Origin of the sequence: Vibrio sp. nBUS_14, from assembly GCF_051201655.1 — a bacterium.
GTDB lineage: Bacteria > Pseudomonadota > Gammaproteobacteria > Enterobacterales > Vibrionaceae > Vibrio.
Map to the genome: position 1 here is coordinate 2,774,794 of NZ_CP179206.1, position 18,711 is coordinate 2,793,504.

Consider the following 18,711-nt stretch of genomic DNA (forward strand, 5'->3'; position numbering starts at 1 on the left):
AAAGATGGTATATCTCAGCTTACACTGCCGTATGAATAATCATTAACAATAAACCTGAATGTATAAAAACGATCAATTTTTCATATATTTTCAACAACTTAAATAATCTCACATTTTGAAGCTGTTTGCCCATAAAAGATAAATCGTTACGTAAATGATGCTCGCAAACTAAGTCCACATTTAGGTAACGAACAAATTTAAAAGATCTCAAGAAATAAGGATTAGCTGACTATGTACGCGCTAAGTAACTGTAAAATTTACACTGGTAGTGATGTTCTGACCGATCATGCTGTTGTAATCGAAGACGAACTGATCAAAAAAGTCTGTCCTATCTCTGAATTACCAGAAGGCATTGATATTCGCGACCTAAATGGTGCCAACCTAAGCCCGGGTTTCATTGACCTTCAATTGAACGGTTGTGGCGGTGTAATGCTGAACGATGAGATCACTGCTGACACAATGCAGATCATGCACAAAGCAAACCTGCAATCCGGTTGTACTAGCTTCCTTCCAACACTGATCACTTCATCAGATGAAGATATGCGTGCGGTTATCACTGCAGCTCGCGAGTACCACAATCAATACCAGAACCAATCTTTAGGCCTACACCTTGAAGGTCCATACCTAAACGTTGCGAAAAAAGGCATCCACAGCGTCGATCACATCCGCAAATCTGATAGCGAAATGATTAAGCTGATTTGTGAGAACAGTGACCTTGTTGCGAAAGTAACACTGGCTCCTGAGCTTAACGACCCAGAGCACATCGAGCGTCTGCGTAAAGCTGGCGTCGTTGTTTCTATTGGGCACACCAACGCAACGTACGCAGAAGCGCGTCAAGGCTTTGAGTCAGGCATTACATTTGCAACTCACCTATTCAACGCGATGACCCCTATGGTTGGCCGTGAACCAGGCGTTGTTGGTGCGATTTACGATACTCCTGAAGTTTATGCGGGCATCATCGCTGACGGCTTCCACGTTGATTACGCAAACATTCGAATTGCGCACAAAATCAAGGGAGAAAAGCTTGTATTAGTGACGGACGCCACAGCTCCTGCAGGTGCTGACATGGAATACTTTATTTTTGTCGGTAAGAAAGTATATTACCGTGATGGTAAGTGTGTTGATGAAAACGGCACACTAGGCGGCTCGGCTCTGACTATGATTGAAGCAGTTCAGAATACAGTTGAGCACGCTGGTATCGCTTTAGACGAAGCTCTTCGCATGGCTACGCTATACCCAGCTACGGCTATCGGTGTAGAAAGCAAGCTAGGTCGAATTAAAAAAGGCATGGTTGCAAACCTTGCTGTATTTGACCGAGATTTTAACGTTAAAGCGACTGTTGTTAACGGACAATACGAGCACAATTAAGTATGAATGGCGGACAAATAGGTAACGTAGATTTAGTTAAACAACTAAACAGTGCGGCGGTATACAGACTGATAGACCAACAAGGGCCTATCAGTCGTATACAAGTGGCTGATGTAAGCCAACTCGCACCGGCAAGTGTTACAAAAATTACCCGCCAACTTTTAGAGCGCGGCCTAATTAAAGAGGTTGCGCAGCAAGCGTCTACTGGCGGTAGACGCGCTATCTCCCTAACCACAGAAGTTGAACCTTTTCATTCTGTTGCTGTGCGATTAGGTCGAGACTACATTCAAATAAGCCTTCATGACCTTGGTGGCCGTGAGTTGGCTTTCTTACAGCAAGACCTTAATTATTCAGATCAGTCAGACCTTACCCAAGGCTTGGTGAATAACTTGAAGGCTTTCATTGCTGAACACCAACCAAAGATCGATCAGTTGATCGCGATTGGCGTGACTCTCCCTGGCTTGGTAAACCCGACAACTGGTGTTGTTGAGTACATGCCAAACACAGATATCGACAACTTGGCTTTGAGCGACATTATTCGTGACACATTCCATGTCGCTTGTTTTGTTGGAAACGACGTTCGAGGAATGGCGTTAGCTGAGCATTACTTCGGTGCAAGTAAAGACAGCCAAGACTCTATTCTTGTCAGTGTTCACCGTGGTACAGGCGCAGGCATCATTGTTAATGGTCAGGTTTTCTTAGGCCATAACCGTAACGTGGGTGAAATTGGTCACATCCAAATCGACCCACTCGGTGAGCAATGCCAATGTGGTAACTTCGGTTGCCTTGAAACCGTAGCGGCCAACCCTGCCATTGTTGAACGAGTTCAAAAACTCATTAAACAAGGTTACGAGTCTTCGCTAACAGAGCTTGAACACATCACTATCCAAGACGTTTGTGACCATGCTATCAATGGTGATGAACTTGCTAAGCAAAGCTTGGTTCGAGTGGGCAATCAGTTAGGGAAAGCCATCGCAATGACGATTAACCTGTTTAATCCTCAGAAAGTCATCATTGCGGGTGATATTACCAAGGCACAAGAGATTGTTTTCCCTGCAATTAAGCGCAATGTAGAGAATCAGTCGTTAACGACTTTCCATAGCGGCCTGCCTATTGTAGCATCACAGATCGATAAGCATCCTACGATGGGAGCTTTTGCAATGATTAAGCGTGCCATGCTCAACGGCGTGCTACTTCAAAAGCTACTCGAAGACTAAAGAAAACCATTCTGATTTTCCACGGGCCGTGTTTGTATAAACACGGCCCGTTTTTTTAAGCTAGGGAACTACAACAACAAGTTATGGAACTTATATTAATATCCACTGCGTTTATTGCAGGATTTATTGCTTTAAAGTGTCATCTTCCCCCATTGGTCGGCTTTTTGGTCGCAGGCTTTGGGCTTTTTGCTCTGGGCTTTGAAACCAATGACACCATCATTACTTTGGCTGATCTAGGTGTTACCCTACTCCTCTTTACTATTGGCTTGAAACTCGATATTAAAACCCTGCTCTCTAAAGAGATCTGGGCTGGCGCGACAATCCACAACCTTTTATCCACTCTGTTTTTTGTGGTCGCCCTGTTTGGTTTTAAGTTACTCGGTATTTCCTCGCTGGCAGCCATGTCAATGGAACAGATCGTCCTTCTCGGTTTTGCCCTTTCATTCTCTAGTACTGTATTCGCGGTTAAGTCTCTGCAAGAGAAAGGAGAAATGAATGCGACCTATGGCACACTAGCGATCGGCATTTTGGTTATGCAGGATATCTTTGCCGTGCTCTTCTTAACGGCCTCGACAGGCAAGATTCCAGAATGGTATGCCATCGCACTGTTCGCTTTGCCGTTCTGTCGTCCATTATTCTACAAAGTCCTCGATTGGGTTGGTCACGGCGAAATGCTGGTGCTGTTCGGTATCTTCTTCGCATTAGTGGTCGGTGCAGGCTTGTTCCAATTTGTAGGCGTAAAACCAGATCTAGGCGCCCTTATCTTAGGTATGTTGCTAGCTGGTCATCCAAAAGCTTCAGAGCTTTCGAAATCGCTGTTTAATCTAAAAGAACTTTTCCTAGTCTGCTTCTTCTTGAATATTGGCTTATCTGAGCAGCCTACTATTCAGGGCTTTATGCTCGCTGTCTTGTTCTTATTGTTACTGCCAATTAAAGGCATTCTGTATTTCTTGGTACTTAACCGTTTCAAGTTCCGTGTTCGAACTTCTCTACTCGCCTCTCTGTCACTGTTTAACTACAGTGAGTTTGGCCTCATTGTTGGTGGCCTTGCCTTTAAGATGGGTTGGATGTCTGGTGATATCTTGGTTGCCGTGGCGATTGCAGTATCACTCTCGTTCCTAATCGCAGCGCCTTTAAACAAAGCGGGCCACAAACTTTATCAACAATCGGGAAAGTGGCTAAAAGAACACGCTGCTGAGAAGCTTCACCAACGTGATAAACGCATTGACCCAGGTCGTGCTCAGGTGCTTATTCTTGGTATGGGACGCATTGGTACTGGTGCCTACGACGAGCTACGTTCACGCTACGGTAAAGTGAGCTTAGGGGTCGAGGTTCGTGAAGAAGCGGCACATAACCACAGAAGCCATGGAAGAAACGTAATTTCTGGTGATGCGACTGACCCTGATTTCTGGGAACGCATCCTAGATACAGCAAACGTAAAGCTGGTGATCTTAGCAATGCCTCATCACCAAGGCAATCAAACCGCTTTAGAGCAATTGAAGTCGCGTAACTTTAAAGGCCAAATTGCCGCGATTGCTGAATACCCAGATCAACTCGAAACATTAAAAGAAAACGGTGTCGATGCAGCGTTCAACATTTATAGAGAAGCAGGTAGCGGTTTTGCTCGCCACGTTTGTGAGCAGTTAAACCCTAACATAAGTAAAATCTAGTCCTAAACATTGTCTCGTTAACCTCTCAAAATTGCTGTTCTTTTGCATTTTTGAGAGGTTTTTGTTTAAAAAACCAACCGCAATTAGACACCAGTCACTAAAACCACCTTAAAATTAGATAAATTCTAACATAAACCCCTTTATATTATTTTTTTGCTCACATTCGGTTGCTTTTTTTAACCAGAATGGCAAATTGAATACAGTTGATTTAGAAATTATTTAAAAGGAAGTTCTATGTGTTCAGTATTTGGCATTCTCGACATTAAAAGTGATGCCGCAGCACTTCGCCCTATTGCTTTAGAAATGTCTAAAAAGCTTCGCCACCGCGGGCCAGACTGGTCTGGTATCTATGCCGGTGAAAAAGCTATTCTTGCTCACGAGCGTTTAGCTATCGTCGGCCTAAACAGTGGTGCTCAACCACTATATAGCCAAGACAAGAAACACATTCTTGCAGTTAATGGTGAAATCTATAACCACAAAGAACTTCGCGCACGCTATGAAGATAAGTACCAGTTCCAGACTGACTCTGATTGTGAAGTCATTCTTGCACTTTACCAAGAAATGGGTGCCGACCTTTTAGAAGAACTTAACGGTATTTTTGCTTTCGTTTTATACGACGAAGAAAAAGATGAATACCTAGTTGGCCGTGACCACATCGGTATCATCCCGCTTTACCAAGGCTACGATGAGCACGGTAACTATTACGTAGCTTCAGAAATGAAAGCACTCGTTCCTGTATGTAAGACGATCAGTGAGTTCCCTCCTGGTAGCTTCTACTCTTCAAAAGATGCAGAGCCTCAACGCTACTACATCCGCGATTGGAACGAATACGCTGCCGCTCAAGGTAACAGCACAAGTAAAGAAGAACTGACTGAAGCACTAGAAGCTGCGGTTAAGCGTCAACTAATGACTGACGTGCCTTACGGTGTACTTCTTTCTGGTGGTCTTGATTCATCAATCACATCTGCTGTCGCTAAACGTTTTGCGGCAATGCGTATTGAAGATGATGAGCAATCTGAAGCTTGGTGGCCGCAACTGCACTCATTTGCTGTTGGTCTAGAAAACGCGCCTGATCTGATCGCGGCTCGTGAAGTTGCAGATAAGATTGGTACCGTACACCACGAGATGACTTACACCATTCAGGAAGGCTTGGATGCAATCCGTGATGTTATCTACCACATTGAAACTTATGATGTAACGACTATCCGTGCTTCAACGCCGATGTACTTACTTGCTCGTAAGATTAAAGCAATGGGTATCAAGATGGTACTTTCAGGTGAGGGGGCTGATGAAATCTTCGGTGGTTACCTGTACTTCCACAAAGCACCAAACGCGAAAGAGTTCCACGAAGAGACTGTGCGTAAACTTCTTGCTTTAAGCATGTTTGATTGTGCTCGTGCGAACAAATCGTTGGCAGCATGGGGTGTAGAAGGCCGAGTACCATTCTTAGACAAAGAGTTTATCGACGTTGCTATGCGTCTGAACCCTGAAGACAAGATGTGTGGTAACGGTAAGATGGAGAAACACATCCTACGTGAGTGTTTTGAAGACTACCTACCAGATTCAATCGCATGGCGTCAAAAAGAGCAGTTCTCTGACGGCGTAGGCTACGATTGGATTGATACGTTGAAAGCAACCGCTGAAGACAAAGTAACGGACAAACAGATGGAAACGGCTCAATTCCGCTTCCCTTACAACACGCCAACGACCAAAGAAGGCTACGCTTACCGTGAAATCTTTGAGGAGTTATTCCCTCTAGAATCAGCGGCAGAGTGTGTTCCTGGTGGTCCTTCTGTTGCATGTTCATCAGCAAAAGCCATTGAATGGGATGAGTCATTCAAAAACTGTGTTGACCCATCTGGTCGTGCGGTACAAGCTGTTCACAACGACTCTTACTAGGTCTAGACCTAGGTACCAGTCAAAAACAAAAAAGGCGCATGATGCGCCTTTTTTAAAGCCTGTTTTTTATTGCTGTGCTTGAGCTTGTAGTGCTTCGTTCTCTATGCTGATCGGCACAACTTGGCTGATCATCTTAACGAGCATAATAGAGCGTGCTTCGCCATCTTTTTGATGGAAAATAGCCTCTACCCCAGCAAACTGACCACTATTGATTTTGACCACTTGCCCTGATTCAAACTCAACACAGCACTCTTCAGGTTCATCTTCGCAACACTTCTCAAACTCTTTCAGTTCATACACTAAGTCACCTTGGACTTCGTGTGGCCTTGCGCCAAACTTAATAAAGTCGACGACACCACGCGTTGAACGAACAGTGGTAAAACTTGGACCTTGTTCGTAATCAAAGCGTACAAAGATGTAAGATGGGAATAGCGGTTCTTTGACCTGCTTCTCTTTCCCTCTAACGACCTTCTTAACATCTATTTGAGGATAAAAGCACTCTACCCCTTGATTCTCTAAGTGTTGTTGAGCACGCTTCTGATCACCGCGCTTACAATAAAGTAAATACCAACGTTTCATTTTACTAGCCATTTTCTATTTTGGGACATATTACCACAAGCCTAAAACGGTTAATCAGCGTTAATAAAATGAATCCTGATAAGCAATTAATAATGCGTAACAGACCAACTTATCAACAAAAAGCCATAGGGACAAAATGTGGTTAAGTATTGTACAGGGAACATTTACAGATAAAAAGTCGCATTATTATAAGGCTATGTATGCTACACACACAAAGAGTGTCACTCCATTTATTTTCAAGAAACATCCAACAAACCAATAAATTCAACCATTATCATTCGATAATTCTTTTAAAAAAAAACATTATGCGCTCAATTCAAAACTGGAAAATTAGTTTGCAGTACGCATTATCTAGGTAACATTATCAATAAAACTCATTATTTTCATGATCTTATGAAAAATTAGTTATCGTAACCATAAAAGATGCCTATTGCAGATGGTTATTCCACTCTGTATACATAAGGAACTATAAAATCTTTTAATACCTAAAATTAGTAAAACTTATGCCAAGCAATCACAACATATTTGGCCACCCTAGAGGCCTATTTCTACTCTTTAGCACCGAGCTATGGGAACGTTTCTCCTACTATGCAATGCGTGCAATTCTTGTTTTATTTCTTACAGACACCACGATCAATGGTGGCCTTGGTTGGTCAACAAAAGATGCCCTCGATCTTTATGGTATCTACACCGGTTTAGTCTATATCACACCATTAATCGGCGGCTGGCTTGCCGATAACTACTTAGGACAACGTAAATCGATCCTAGTGGGTGGTGTATTAATGGCACTCGGCCAATTTACACTCGCTCTTCCTAACGGCGCCATTGGCTTAGACCAAGTAAATGCTCTTTATCTAGGTTTAGCACTGCTTATCAGTGGTAACGGTATGTTTAAACCAAACATCTCGACCATGGTTGGTGACCTATACCAAGAAAGCGATAACCGACGTGACGGCGCTTTCACCATTTTCTACATGGGCATCAACTTAGGCGCGCTACTGGGTGGCTTAATTTCAGGTGTTGCAGTTGACTCGTTCGGCTGGAAAGCTGGCTTCCTAGCCGCTGGTATCGGTATGGTTATCAGCTTAGTTATGCAGTTGACGATGGCTCAATCATGGTTAGGCAACATTGGTTCAGTACCTGCAGCTGCGCGAGCGAAAGCGCTGAACAAATCAAAAGAGAAAACACCACTTACCAAAGAAGAGTTCGACAGACTAAAAGTTATTCTGATTATGGGTCTGTTCGTAATTGTTTTCTGGGCTGGCTTTGAACAAGCTGGCGGCCTGATGAACATCTATACACAGCAATATACTGACCGTATGATTGGTGGTTTTGAAGTTCCAGCTGCATGGTTCCAATCTCTAAACCCATTCTTCATCATCACCCTCGCACCTATCATTGCGGCGTTTTGGGTCAAGCTTGGTAAGCGTGAACCAAACTCTCCAGTGAAATTTGCGATGGCTTTGTTCTTCCTAGCTCTAGGCTTTGTGTGCATGATGGGCGCAGTAATGGAGCAAGGCGGCGACCTAACAGTGAAAACATCAATGCTGTGGCTAGTCGGTGCTTTCTTCTTCCATACCCTTGGTGAGCTTTGTCTATCTCCTATTGGCCTGTCGTTGGTCACTAAGTTAGCTCCGCTTCGTCTAGCATCGTTAATGATGGGGGCATGGTTTGGTTTCAATGCTGTCGCAAACTACGTAGCTGGCCTTGTGGGTTCTCACGTTGGTGAGCTTGGCGCAATGTCTATCTTCGGTGGTATCGCAATTACAGCGACAATAAGTGGCGTCTTACTGCTTCTTTGTGCTGGTAAACTTGTATCATGGATGCATGGTGTAGAAACCAACATGACGCTTGAAGCAGAACCAAAAGTAGAAACTTCGGTTGCTTAATAGCTAGATCTATTTCAAAAAGAAAAATCAAGATCAAAAAGGGCTGCTCAATGAGCAGCCCTTTTTATTATCTATTCAATCGACATATCAGTTAGCGATGAAGCGCCACTAGTTCAGCCATCATATCGATGTGTGAGTCTCTGTCGTTGAGACACATAATGTAGCTAAAGTCAGAACCACCAGCATCAATAAACGTCTCTTTACACTGGTCTGAAATCTCTTCTAACGTTTCTAAACAATCCACAGAGAACGCAGGCGCCATAATATCGATCTTCTTGATACCTTTACTTGGAAGCGTTTCAAGCGTTTCGTCGGTATAAGGCTTCAACCACTCCTCGCGGCCAAATCGAGACTGGTATGTCATGGTGATGTCTTCCGTGGATAACCCTAACTCTGCAGCAAGTAATTTGGTCGTCGCTTCACAATGTTGAGGGTAAATATCGCCTTCGTCGGCTAACCTTTTAGGGATGCCGTGGAATGAACACACCAAGTGATCACCTCTGCCATTTTCTTCCCAATGGCTACGAACACTTTCAGCCAATGCTTTCGCATAACTAGGGTGAGAGTAATAATCTCGAATAAAACGATAGCTCGGGATAACAGGCATTTGTTTGAAGGCTTTGGTTAAACCATCAGAAACGGCCGCTGTCGTTGTACCTGAATACTGAGGGTATAAAGGCAATACGATGATGTCTTCAACGCCCTGCTCCATTAATTGCTCAACGCCCGTCTTAAGGCTTGGATTACCATAGGTCATCCCCAAAGCAACAGGCATCTGCAGTTTGGTTTGTAGCTTTTCAGCTTGTCTCTGCGAATAAACAAGCAGGGGTGAGCCTTCATCCATCCAAACAGACTGATAAAGCTTAGCCACTTTAGGTGCTCGGATCGGTAGAATCACCCCATGTAAAATCGGACACCAAAGCCAGCGTGTTAAGTTTACCACTCGTTTATCGTGTAAGAATTCACTTAAAAATCGGCGAACGCCAGCCGGAGTCGCAGTATCTGGTGTTCCTAGGTTAACCAGTAAAACGCCCTGCTTTTTATTATTTTCCATAGCTACCTGAGACCAATGTGTGATTTTCTGGAACGTAATATACTAATCTGCATAAGTTTAAGATCATTGTTACGCAACTAAATTTTAAAATAGTCGTTCTTAAACTGAGTTATCGCAACATCACCTTGATCGTTAGCCGTGCGAATCTAAGCCGTAACGTAGAAATTATGCACAATCGATTTTATCTAGATTAGTATACGACTAAAAATTGAAACAAAAAAAGCGACCTTAGGGGTCGCTTCCAATATATCAAATTCTAAAACTGTCTGTTAGCCAATTATGCTAGTGCTTTCTCAAGTTCTGCACTAACTTCAGCAACTTGCTTAGTACCATCGAACTTAAGGTACTTAGTGTTGCCTGATTCAGCTTCTTTACCGTAGTAAGAGATAAGCGGAGCTGTTTGATCGTGGTATACGCCTAGACGTGCACGAACTGTTTCTTCTTTGTCGTCATCACGAACCACCAGCTCTTCGCCAGTGATGTCATCTTTACCTTCTTCTTTAGGCGGATTGTACACATTGTGGTATGTACGGCCAGAAGGAAGATGAGCACGACGACCAGCCATACGCTCAACGATCACATCGTCAGCTACGTCGAATTCAATAACATAATCTACTGCGATACCCATTTCTTTTAGGCCATCAGCTTGAGGGATTGTGCGTGGGAAACCGTCTAGAAGGAAACCTTTCTCACAGTCATCTTGAGCAATACGCTCTTTGATAAGACCAAGGATAATTTCATCAGAAACTAGCTGACCCGCGTCGATTACTGATTTAGCTTGCTTACCAAGCTCAGTACCCGCTTTAATAGCAGCACGTAGCATGTCACCAGTTGAAATTTGAGGGATACCAAATTTGTTCATGATGAAGTTAGCTTGAGTACCTTTACCCGCGCCAGGAGCACCTAGAAGAATGATGCGCATGTTTAATCCTCTTATAAAAATTATGATTTATACCGAAGCTCACTATCACGCCTTTCTGGTTTAATTTAGGTCAAACAAGAGAGGTTAGGTAACAACTGAGGCTAAGCACAACTGTGAACAGAAGCAAAACGGTAAGTTTCGGTATAACGTTTAAAAATCATACAACTGGAGATGATAGGCTCATAGTCCCAGCTGATTAGGTCGAGCATTCTATCACATTAATATTCAATTTGGCTGAAATTAAGACTAAAGAATGTATCGACAGCGTTTGCTTTCGTCTTGTTAGCGAATTTAGCTACATTTCGATGAATTTAAGCGACGTTCATAAAAAAAGCCCGCATTAGCGAGCTTTTAATTATAATTATAAGCTTAGCCCAAAGTCGAAAGACTAACGTTTTGTCAGTAGTTCGTTGATTGCACCTAAGAATTGTGACGGATCTTCCATTGAGCCCTTTTCAGCGAGCATAGCCTGACCAAGTAGCAGCTCAACCCAGCGACCAAACGCCTGTTCGTCCGCTTCATTAGCCATCTGCTTAACGAGCGCATGCTCAGGGTTAATCTCAAAGATGTACTTAACTTCAGGAGCAGCTTGACCAGCAGCTTCTAGAAGTTTAGCCATTTGAGTTCCCATCTCGAAATCATCGGTAACAACAACTGCAGGCGTAGTTGCTAGCTTGAATGTCGTGCGAACCTCTTTAACACGATCCCCAAGGTAGGCTTGAGTGCGATCAACAACAGACTTGAATTCTTCTTCCGTCTCTTTTTGCTTCTCTTTCTCTTCTTCACCTTCAAACTTGCTTAGATCTAAGCCCGCTTTTGTGATCGATTGGAACTGCTTACCGTCGAAGTCAGTAAGGTAATTCATCACATACTCATCAATACGATCGTACATGAGGACGACTTCGATGCCTTTCGCTTTGAACTGCTCTAAGTGAGGGCTGTTCTTAGCTGCAGCATAGCTGTCTGCCGTTAGGTAATAGATCTTGTCTTGACCTTCTTTCATGCGTTCAACGTAAGAAGCTAGGCTGATGGTTTGCTCAACAGAATCACGTTCCGTTGACGAGAAGCGAAGGAGACCAGCGATTTTTTCTTTGTTCGCCATGTCTTCTGCTGGGCCTTCTTTCAATACTAGGCCGAACTCTTTCCAAAACTCCAAGTACTTGTCGTTGTCATTCTTCGCCATGCGCTCAAGCATCGTCAGCACACGCTTGGTACATGCACCACGAAGAGACTGAGTCACTTTATTGTCTTGAAGGATTTCACGCGATACGTTGAGCGGCAGATCATTTGAGTCAATTAAACCGCGAACGAAGCGCATGTAAGATGGCATAAACTGCTCTGCGTCATCCATGATGAATACACGCTGTACATAAAGCTTTAAGCCGCTCTTGTGGTCACGGTTCATCATATCCCAAGGTGCTTTAGCTGGGATGTAAAGCAAGCTAGTGTAATCGTTCTTACCTTCAACTTTGTTATGGCTCCACGTTAGTGGATCTGCGAAGTCATGAGAAACGTGCTTGTAAAACTCTTGGTACTCTTCTTTCTCGATATCAGATTTGTTACGAGTCCAAAGCGCTTGAGCTTTGTTGATCTGTTCCCAGTGCTTCTCTTCGGTGTCTTTACCTTCGTCATCTTTAACCGCAGTTAAGATAGAAACCGGAATGCCGATGTGATCAGAGTATTTACCAATCACTTCACGTAAACGCCACTCGTTCAAGAACTCTTTGCCGTCTTCACGCATATGAAGAATGATGTCAGTACCACGAGATTCTTTAGTGATGTCTTCAATGGTGTAGTCGCCTTCACCCGCTGAATGCCACTGCACAGCTTCATCGCTTGCCAGGCCCGCAGCGCGAGTTCGAACCGTTACTGCGTCTGCAACGATAAATGCAGAATAGAAACCAACACCAAATTGACCAATAAGTTGAGAGTCTTTACTTTGATCATCAGACAGCTTTGAGAAAAAGTCCGCCGTACCTGATTTAGCAATCGTGCCCAAATGCACAATAACATTGTCGCGGCTCATGCCAATACCATTATCAGAAATGGTCAGAGTGTTGGATTCTGCATTGAATGACAACTTCACACCTAGATCTGCGTCGCCTTGGTAAAGGTCGCCATTAGAAAGTGCTTGAAAACGAAGTTTGTCAGCTGCATCAGATGCGTTAGAGATCAATTCACGTAGGAAAATTTCTTTGTTTGAATACAGTGAGTGGATCATTAGATGAAGTAGTTGTTTTACTTCAGATTGAAAGCCACGAGTCTCTTTATTTTGCGTTGCTGTTTCGCTCATTTTTACTCCAAAACATCTATACTTTATGTTGAATACTGAAAGAGGCGTTACACAGGATACTACTCTTGTTTCATTAACATGAGGATGACAAATGTAAATTCAAGGTCAAAAATCATAAAAACACTGTTTTTTTGATCTGTTTTTATTATCCTTGAGGGTGATAAATATAAAAGAACATAAAAGAAGCCATGATTTGGTGAAGAATGAACGGAACTTCACCTGAGATTTGTCTATTTCGCACCCAAAATCATCCAAAATAGAAGAATTCAATGAGCAATATCGGCACAAAGTTTATTCTCGCACAGCGGTTCGTATTCGACCCAAACAGCAATTCACTTGTTGATCAGGCCAGCGACGGTGAAGTCGTACGCCTTGGTAGCAATGAAAGCCGCATTCTCCTGATGCTGTCAGAAAGGCCCAATGAAGTTATCACTCGTAACGAATTACACGAATATGTTTGGCGGGACCAAGGCTTTGAGGTGGACGACTCCAGCTTAACGCAAGCGGTATCGACACTCAGAAAAATGCTCAAAGACTCAACCAAGTCTCCAGAATTCGTAAAGACTGTGCCAAAGCGCGGCTACCAGTTTATCGCTTCTGTTGAACGTTCTGCGCCACTTTCTTCAAGCGAACAGCCTGTCATGGCTGAAATCGTAGAAAGTGAGATGGAACCAACGTTAGCGTTTACTACAACAGCAGAAGAAGTGGTCACAGAGATGACCGAGTCAGAACCTGTGGCTAAGGTTCAAGAGGCTAACGCTGAAGTAGAACCAAAAACTACGACCAACGTTGCCGCGAACAAAAGCAGCAATAAGTGGACAAGCTTTAGCGCTCTGCTTGCTGCGCTCATCATGCCAATTCTGGTATTAACGTTTACTAATCCAGCTGAATCAGAATTCCTGACTCTGGCTGAAGTGGACGGTGTGAAGGTTCAAACTCCGATTAACCACCCAGATTTAAGCAGTTGGCTACCTGCAATAAAGAAGTGTGTTGTGCATTACAATAATAACCACACTGGTATGTTGAAGCCGACAGAGGTCATCGCGACAGGCGGACATACCAATAATCTTGCTCTTAACTATATACACCCACAAGAATATTCGAGTGAGAATATTACCCTTAGAATTTACGCCAACCAGTCAGATTTGAATGACATTTGTAAAGGTGATCAGTAACATGAAATTAAAAGTCTCTATTATTTTACTGGTTCTTTCTGCATTCCTAAGTGGTTGGTTGTATTGGGGTAGCGATGCCAAAGTAGAACGCTTACTGACCTCGCGTGAGTGGCAATCAAAAATGGTGACCCTAATTACCGACAGCAAGCAATCTGATTCAATTGGCCCGCTTCGTAAAGTAGAATTGTCATCGAACGCTAAATATCTACCCAACGGCACTTACCTGAGAATGTCAGTAGTTAAACTATACGGCACCCAAACTGCACCCGCGAATGTGATCAACATTTCAGAGACAGGCCAATGGGATATTAATGACAACTACCTACTGGTTTCACCGACGGAGTTTAAAGACGTGACTTCAGCTCAGCGCCAAGATTTTTCAGAAGAGCAGCTCGAACTGATCACTCAGGTTATCAAAATGGATGCCGAACAGAGCCGGCGCATTGATATCGTTAACCCGAAAGCACTATTACTGACTAGCTTGAACCACGGTTCTACTGTGTTGTTTTCAAACTAACTCTCGAGTAATAAATAAAGGGGCATTACACCCCTTTTTTGTATCTAATTTCTAACATAAGATCTATCAATTGGATTAATTCACTTCCCCTACTGTCGGGCTCCTAGCCAACTTTTCAAGTAACTAGCTCGTCAAATGGCATTTGAAATATTACCATTTTCCGCTGGCATCAAACTATTGTTTTAGAATTTTCAGGGATATCTATGAGTACAGAATCAAACTCAGCAATTAGCTCAATCACCAAGGCCACAATCGCAATACACTATTGCCGTCAATGTAACTGGATGCTTCGATCTAGCTGGTTATGCCAAGAGCTGCTGCATACCTTCAGTGAAGAAATTGAACAGGTGAGCTTGCAGCCAGATACAGGAGGTCGATTTGAGATCTTTTGTAATGGAGTGCAGATCTGGGAAAGAAAAGCGGATGGCGGTTTTCCTGAGGCGAAAGTGCTGAAGCAAAGAGTGCGAAACATCATAGCTCCAGACAGAGATCTTGGCCACGTAGACTCGAAGTAAGCCTTAACCGAGGCTTTACTTGTTTAGCTTCAGTCTGCCGACGTGGTGTTGAATGGGCTTACAGCTGACCACTCACAAGCAACTCGCCTTCAAGGCTAACTACTTTAAACGTACCGCTTTCGTATAACCCATAGCTTGCAGCATGATCATTTCTTGGGAATGTCGCCGAGCTTGGGTTGAATATGAAGATACCATCCTGATATTCAGCGACAGGAATATGAGTATGCCCATGGGCAATCACATCACCCGCTTGTAACGCTGGGCGCTTACTTGAGTTATAAAGGTGACCATGGGTTAAGAAGATACGCTGGCCGGACTCTAATAACACCCATGAGTAATCAACCATCATAGGGAAAGACAGCAGCATTTGATCCACTTCACTATCGCAATTACCACGAACCGCGATGATCTCTTGAGAAAACTCATTCAGTTTTTCAGCAACCGCTGGCGGGTTATACCCTTCAGGAATCGGATTTCTCGGACCATGATTCAGGATATCACCAAGCAAAACTAAATATTGAGCACCAGACGCTTGGTATAACGCTAATACCTTTTCTGTTGCTGGCAGTGAACCATGTAAATCTGAAGCAAAAAATAATTTCACACGTATTTCTCCATAAAAAATATGAGGCTATTGTACGTATCGAAAAGCTAAACGTCACCTATCGCCATACCGTTGATCACGATATTATTGTAACAACCATCACGACTATCTTATTGTCACAGACCACGGAGCGCGACTCATACCAAAACGTTCAAACAAGCACGCACAATATTTCACATTCATATCAGCGGACACAGTCAAAACAGGCTTGGTCATAATGATGGAAAGTCCTTATCAAAGCTTATGTGACAAAGATTACGCAGTTGGCAACATATCCGAGTAAAATCTATAAGTGTGATGGCGGTATACATCCTAACTTGATGAATTTAATTTCATTCTTTCGTAAATTGATACGGCGTAATTTAGGTATCACACGATTGAAACCAACTGATCGTTATAGTGATTTTTTCGTATTGATTGGCGTTCAAAAACAAGCCATGTCTATAATTATGTTTAATAGGGAGATTAGTATGAAGATATTGTTAACTGGTGGTACGGGATTTATTGGTTCTGAATTGGTCAAAAGTTGGAACACTGACGACGTGACATTGTTGACGCGGAGCCCCGAAAAAGCGAAGCAAAACCTAAATCACCTGAACCAGAATAACCTTCATTACATTCAATCTCTTGATGAACTCAGCGATCTCAATAACTTCGATGTCGTGGTCAATCTTGCTGGCGAACCGATCGCTGACAAGCGTTGGAGTGCGGAGCAAAAAGAGAGGATCTGCAATAGCCGCTGGCACATTACCGAAAAACTGGTCGAGTTAATTCATGCCAGTAGCAACCCACCGGAGGCTTTCATTAGCGGTTCCGCTGTAGGTTACTATGGCGATCAACAGCAACACCCATTTGATGAATCACTTCAAGTAGAAGACGAAAGTTTTCCTCACAAAGTCTGTGCGCACTGGGAAGAGATAGCCAAGAGAGCCCAATCCGATAACACGCGTGTGATACTACTAAGAACAGGGATTGTGTTGGGCGAAAATGGCGGCGCACTAAAGAAGATGCTCATGCCCTACAAACTCGGTGTAGGTGGGCCTCTAGGTTCAGGCAAGCAGTACATGCCATGGATTCACATGCTAGATATGGTGAGAGCCATCAACCACTTGTTGTCTGCCCCTCACGCTCAAGGAGAGTTTAATATGTGTGCTCCGCACCCTGTCACAAACAAACTGTTCAGCAGCACGTTAGCCAAACAATTGGGCCGACCTCATTTCTTGTTCACACCGAAATGGGCAATGTCGCTTCTAATGGGTGAATCATCATGCTTGTTATTCGACAGCATTCGCTCTAAACCAAAGAAACTCACCGAAATGGGATTCATCTTTAGTTACTCAAGAATCGAACCGGCACTAAAAAACTTGTTACAACATTAAGACTAATTCTTTACCCTAGAGTTATAGAAACTCTAATAAAGGATTAAGCGTGAACAAGTCGATTCTGATCACCGGTTGCTCAACGGGTATTGGCTATACATGTGCGCATGCACTACAGAAGCGTGGCTTTCACGTCATTGCATCGTGCCGTCACCCGCAAGATGTACAGCGTCTGCAAGATGAGGGACTGACCTGCATACAGCTCAACCTTTCTAACCAAGAAAGCATTGAACAAGCTGCACAACTTGCTATTGAGCTAGCCCCCAACGGATTATATGGCTTATTCAAGTAGATACCCCCGTGCATGCACGGGGTACTTACTGTTACAACTCCATGCGGAGTTGACCAGAATCCTTTTCGCCCTGGTGTCTAACGTAATTCGCTATAACTTGTTCATTCACGCCTACGCTACTGACAAAGTAACCTGGCGACCACACAATGTTCTCTTTCCAGTAAACCTTACTTAGCCAACTGAACGTTTTTCGCATGTGGTGCGACGATTGGCTTTTTAGTTTACCCATGACGTCTGAAATACTGTATTTCGGTGGGATAAGCATCATCATATGCAGATGATCTTCATCAAAGCCTATCGTCTCAATCTCAACGCCAGGTAAACTTCGCAGTAACTTTGGCATAACCTTCCGTAGGTAGCTGCACATACCAGGATTCAGGATTTTCCGACGGTACTTAGTTACCCAAACTACGTGATACTTCGTGTAGTAGACACTATGGGATGAGGTGTAATATTGCATTTATCCATCGTACCGTCTCCAAAGGCATTCATCCACGGGTAAACCCGTGGTTTTCTGTATCCACAGAATAACGGCGCTTATGGTCAAGCTGGCGCGCTAGAAGACTTACCGACCCAAGGTCTCAGAGAGCAATTCGAAACCAACTTCTTTGGTTGGCATCATCTTGTTTGTCAGATCCTTCCACACATGCGCGAACGCGGTGAAGGCCGAATCGTACAAAACAGTTCCGTATTAGGCTTTGCGGCCATGAAATATCGTGGCGCTTACAACGCTTCAAAATTCGCACTAGAAGGCTGGACAGATACCTTACGTTTAGAACTGCATAATAGTGGTATTCATATCTCGTTATTGCAGCCAGGTCCAATAGAAACCCAATTTAGAAATAATGCCCTGAAAGCCTTCAATAAATGGATCACCATTACTGGCAGCGTTCATCAAAAAGCTTATCAACAACAAAAAGACCGACTCGAAAAGGAGTCATCGAATAACGCTTTTGTTCTTCCGCCTGAAAGTTGTGTTGAGCCAGTTTATCACGCACTCACCGCAGAGAAACCAAAGCTAAGATATCGAGTGACCACACCTACTAAGGTGTTCGCGGCACTGAAAAGAATTCTACCGAGTCGCTTGCTAGACCCTATTTTGAGAAAAGCAGCATAAACTGCTAACTTTGAATGTAGAGTCGCAAACTTTAATGTAACGATGTAATTTTTCCGTAACAATAAGATGTCATGATTTACCCTATCTCATCGATTATCCCCAATTGATGAATCGACTTCTGGATATTTCATGACTTTAAACCGCCTGAATTGGGTTGGTGTGAGTCTGGCTATTACGTTGTTTATTCTGTTTTGAATATCTCACGCAACGCCTCACTAACC

The 18,711-nt window shown here is 43.5% G+C and carries 15 protein-coding genes and 3 pseudogenes; 11 read left to right on the forward strand and 7 right to left on the reverse strand.

Annotated features, from left to right (window positions below; genetic code table 11):
* Positions 1 to 231: 231 nt before the first annotated feature.
* From nagA to asnB, 4 genes are all read left to right on the forward strand, one after another.
* On the forward strand, positions 232 to 1,368 hold the full coding sequence (gene nagA / locus ACMAZD_RS13010) for an N-acetylglucosamine-6-phosphate deacetylase (RefSeq protein ID WP_435247534.1): 1,137 nt from the start codon (positions 232 to 234) through the stop codon (positions 1,366 to 1,368).
* Between the two features lie 2 nt (positions 1,369 to 1,370).
* Positions 1,371 to 2,585 (forward strand): DNA-binding transcriptional regulator NagC, encoded by a 1,215-nt coding sequence (gene nagC / locus ACMAZD_RS13015; protein ID WP_017106117.1) that lies wholly within the window; start codon positions 1,371 to 1,373, stop codon positions 2,583 to 2,585.
* A gap of 83 nt (positions 2,586 to 2,668) precedes the next feature.
* Entirely contained in the window at positions 2,669 to 4,255 is a 1,587-nt protein-coding gene (locus tag ACMAZD_RS13020) for a cation:proton antiporter domain-containing protein (protein ID WP_435247535.1), read from the forward strand.
* A 234-nt stretch (positions 4,256 to 4,489) separates the two neighbouring features.
* Positions 4,490 to 6,154 (forward strand): asparagine synthase B, encoded by a 1,665-nt coding sequence (gene asnB, locus ACMAZD_RS13025; protein ID WP_435247536.1) that lies wholly within the window; start codon positions 4,490 to 4,492, stop codon positions 6,152 to 6,154.
* A 66-nt stretch (positions 6,155 to 6,220) separates the two neighbouring features.
* Here the strand turns inward: asnB and rfaH are convergent, their stop codons facing one another.
* Complete coding sequence (gene rfaH / locus ACMAZD_RS13030; RefSeq protein ID WP_102267249.1) at positions 6,221 to 6,733, reverse strand: transcription/translation regulatory transformer protein RfaH; 513 nt, start codon at positions 6,731 to 6,733, stop codon at positions 6,221 to 6,223.
* 503 nt (positions 6,734 to 7,236) lie between these two features.
* Here rfaH and ACMAZD_RS13035 point away from each other — a divergent pair.
* Positions 7,237 to 8,622 carry a peptide MFS transporter gene (locus tag ACMAZD_RS13035; protein WP_435247537.1) on the forward strand — a complete coding sequence of 462 codons (1,386 nt, stop codon included), beginning with the start codon at positions 7,237 to 7,239 and terminating at the stop codon, positions 8,620 to 8,622.
* A gap of 91 nt (positions 8,623 to 8,713) precedes the next feature.
* On the opposite strand, the gene hemH is transcribed toward ACMAZD_RS13035, so the two are convergent.
* From hemH to htpG, 3 genes are all read right to left on the reverse strand, one after another.
* The gene (hemH, locus tag ACMAZD_RS13040) at positions 8,714 to 9,676 is read right to left on the reverse strand and encodes a ferrochelatase (RefSeq protein ID WP_102281167.1); all 963 of its coding nucleotides are present in this window, start codon (positions 9,674 to 9,676) and stop codon (positions 8,714 to 8,716) included.
* 277 nt (positions 9,677 to 9,953) lie between these two features.
* The gene (gene adk / locus ACMAZD_RS13045) at positions 9,954 to 10,598 is read right to left on the reverse strand and encodes an adenylate kinase (protein ID WP_435247538.1); all 645 of its coding nucleotides are present in this window, start codon (positions 10,596 to 10,598) and stop codon (positions 9,954 to 9,956) included.
* 388 nt (positions 10,599 to 10,986) lie between these two features.
* Positions 10,987 to 12,891: a molecular chaperone HtpG gene (gene htpG / locus ACMAZD_RS13050; protein WP_435247539.1), complete on the reverse strand. Its 1,905-nt coding sequence runs from the start codon at positions 12,889 to 12,891 to the stop codon at positions 10,987 to 10,989.
* 269 nt (positions 12,892 to 13,160) lie between these two features.
* Between htpG and ACMAZD_RS13055 the strand changes: the two genes are divergently transcribed.
* The 3 genes from ACMAZD_RS13055 (at position 13,161) to ACMAZD_RS13065 (ending at position 15,098) form a co-directional block, all read left to right on the forward strand.
* Entirely contained in the window at positions 13,161 to 14,066 is a 906-nt protein-coding gene (locus ACMAZD_RS13055; protein ID WP_435247540.1) for a winged helix-turn-helix domain-containing protein, read from the forward strand.
* Position 14,067: 1 nt separating this feature from the next.
* The gene (locus tag ACMAZD_RS13060) at positions 14,068 to 14,583 is read left to right on the forward strand and encodes a regulatory protein ToxS (protein WP_435247541.1); all 516 of its coding nucleotides are present in this window, start codon (positions 14,068 to 14,070) and stop codon (positions 14,581 to 14,583) included.
* 203 nt (positions 14,584 to 14,786) lie between these two features.
* Positions 14,787 to 15,098, forward strand: coding sequence for a SelT/SelW/SelH family protein (locus tag ACMAZD_RS13065; RefSeq protein WP_435247542.1), 312 nt, complete (start codon positions 14,787 to 14,789; stop codon positions 15,096 to 15,098).
* Positions 15,099 to 15,156: 58 nt separating this feature from the next.
* Here ACMAZD_RS13065 and yfcE read toward each other — a convergent pair whose 3' ends face one another.
* Both yfcE and ACMAZD_RS13075 read right to left on the reverse strand, forming a co-directional pair.
* Positions 15,157 to 15,702 (reverse strand): phosphodiesterase, encoded by a 546-nt coding sequence (gene yfcE, locus ACMAZD_RS13070; protein WP_435247543.1) that lies wholly within the window; start codon positions 15,700 to 15,702, stop codon positions 15,157 to 15,159.
* A 47-nt stretch (positions 15,703 to 15,749) separates the two neighbouring features.
* A pseudogene (locus ACMAZD_RS13075) lies at positions 15,750 to 15,921 on the reverse strand (CBS domain-containing protein); the annotation flags it as partial.
* Positions 15,922 to 16,172: 251 nt separating this feature from the next.
* Here ACMAZD_RS13075 and ACMAZD_RS13080 point away from each other — a divergent pair.
* Together ACMAZD_RS13080 and ACMAZD_RS13085 are read left to right on the forward strand one after the other, a co-directional pair.
* Positions 16,173 to 17,081, forward strand: coding sequence for a TIGR01777 family oxidoreductase (locus ACMAZD_RS13080; RefSeq protein ID WP_435247544.1), 909 nt, complete (start codon positions 16,173 to 16,175; stop codon positions 17,079 to 17,081).
* Between the two features lie 49 nt (positions 17,082 to 17,130).
* Positions 17,131 to 17,367 (forward strand): annotated as a pseudogene (locus ACMAZD_RS13085) (SDR family NAD(P)-dependent oxidoreductase); the annotation flags it as partial.
* Between the two features lie 37 nt (positions 17,368 to 17,404).
* Here the strand turns inward: ACMAZD_RS13085 and tnpA are convergent.
* On the reverse strand, positions 17,405 to 17,833 hold the full coding sequence (tnpA, locus tag ACMAZD_RS13090) for an IS200/IS605 family transposase (RefSeq protein ID WP_140150538.1): 429 nt from the start codon (positions 17,831 to 17,833) through the stop codon (positions 17,405 to 17,407).
* Between the two features lie 66 nt (positions 17,834 to 17,899).
* Between tnpA and ACMAZD_RS13095 the strand changes: the two are divergent.
* A pseudogene (locus tag ACMAZD_RS13095) lies at positions 17,900 to 18,490 on the forward strand (SDR family NAD(P)-dependent oxidoreductase); the annotation flags it as partial.
* Between the last annotated feature and the right edge of the window lie 221 nt (positions 18,491 to 18,711).

Bases quoted from the DNA above. Each gene is read 5' to 3' on its own strand.
- nagC (WP_017106117.1), top strand. From the start codon at position 1,371: ATGAATGGCGGACAAATAGGTAACGTAGATTTAGTTAAACAACTAAAC.
- tnpA (WP_140150538.1), bottom strand. From the start codon at position 17,833: ATGCAATATTACACCTCATCCCATAGTGTCTACTACACGAAGTATCAC.
- ACMAZD_RS13080 (WP_435247544.1), top strand. From the start codon at position 16,173: ATGAAGATATTGTTAACTGGTGGTACGGGATTTATTGGTTCTGAATTG.
- ACMAZD_RS13065 (WP_435247542.1), top strand. From the start codon at position 14,787: ATGAGTACAGAATCAAACTCAGCAATTAGCTCAATCACCAAGGCCACA.
- asnB (WP_435247536.1), top strand. From the start codon at position 4,490: ATGTGTTCAGTATTTGGCATTCTCGACATTAAAAGTGATGCCGCAGCA.
- hemH (WP_102281167.1), bottom strand. From the start codon at position 9,676: ATGGAAAATAATAAAAAGCAGGGCGTTTTACTGGTTAACCTAGGAACA.
- ACMAZD_RS13020 (WP_435247535.1), top strand. From the start codon at position 2,669: ATGGAACTTATATTAATATCCACTGCGTTTATTGCAGGATTTATTGCT.
- ACMAZD_RS13055 (WP_435247540.1), top strand. From the start codon at position 13,161: ATGAGCAATATCGGCACAAAGTTTATTCTCGCACAGCGGTTCGTATTC.
- ACMAZD_RS13035 (WP_435247537.1), top strand. From the start codon at position 7,237: ATGCCAAGCAATCACAACATATTTGGCCACCCTAGAGGCCTATTTCTA.
- rfaH (WP_102267249.1), bottom strand. From the start codon at position 6,733: ATGAAACGTTGGTATTTACTTTATTGTAAGCGCGGTGATCAGAAGCGT.
- nagA (WP_435247534.1), top strand. From the start codon at position 232: ATGTACGCGCTAAGTAACTGTAAAATTTACACTGGTAGTGATGTTCTG.
- htpG (WP_435247539.1), bottom strand. From the start codon at position 12,891: ATGAGCGAAACAGCAACGCAAAATAAAGAGACTCGTGGCTTTCAATCT.
- adk (WP_435247538.1), bottom strand. From the start codon at position 10,598: ATGCGCATCATTCTTCTAGGTGCTCCTGGCGCGGGTAAAGGTACTCAA.
- ACMAZD_RS13060 (WP_435247541.1), top strand. From the start codon at position 14,068: ATGAAATTAAAAGTCTCTATTATTTTACTGGTTCTTTCTGCATTCCTA.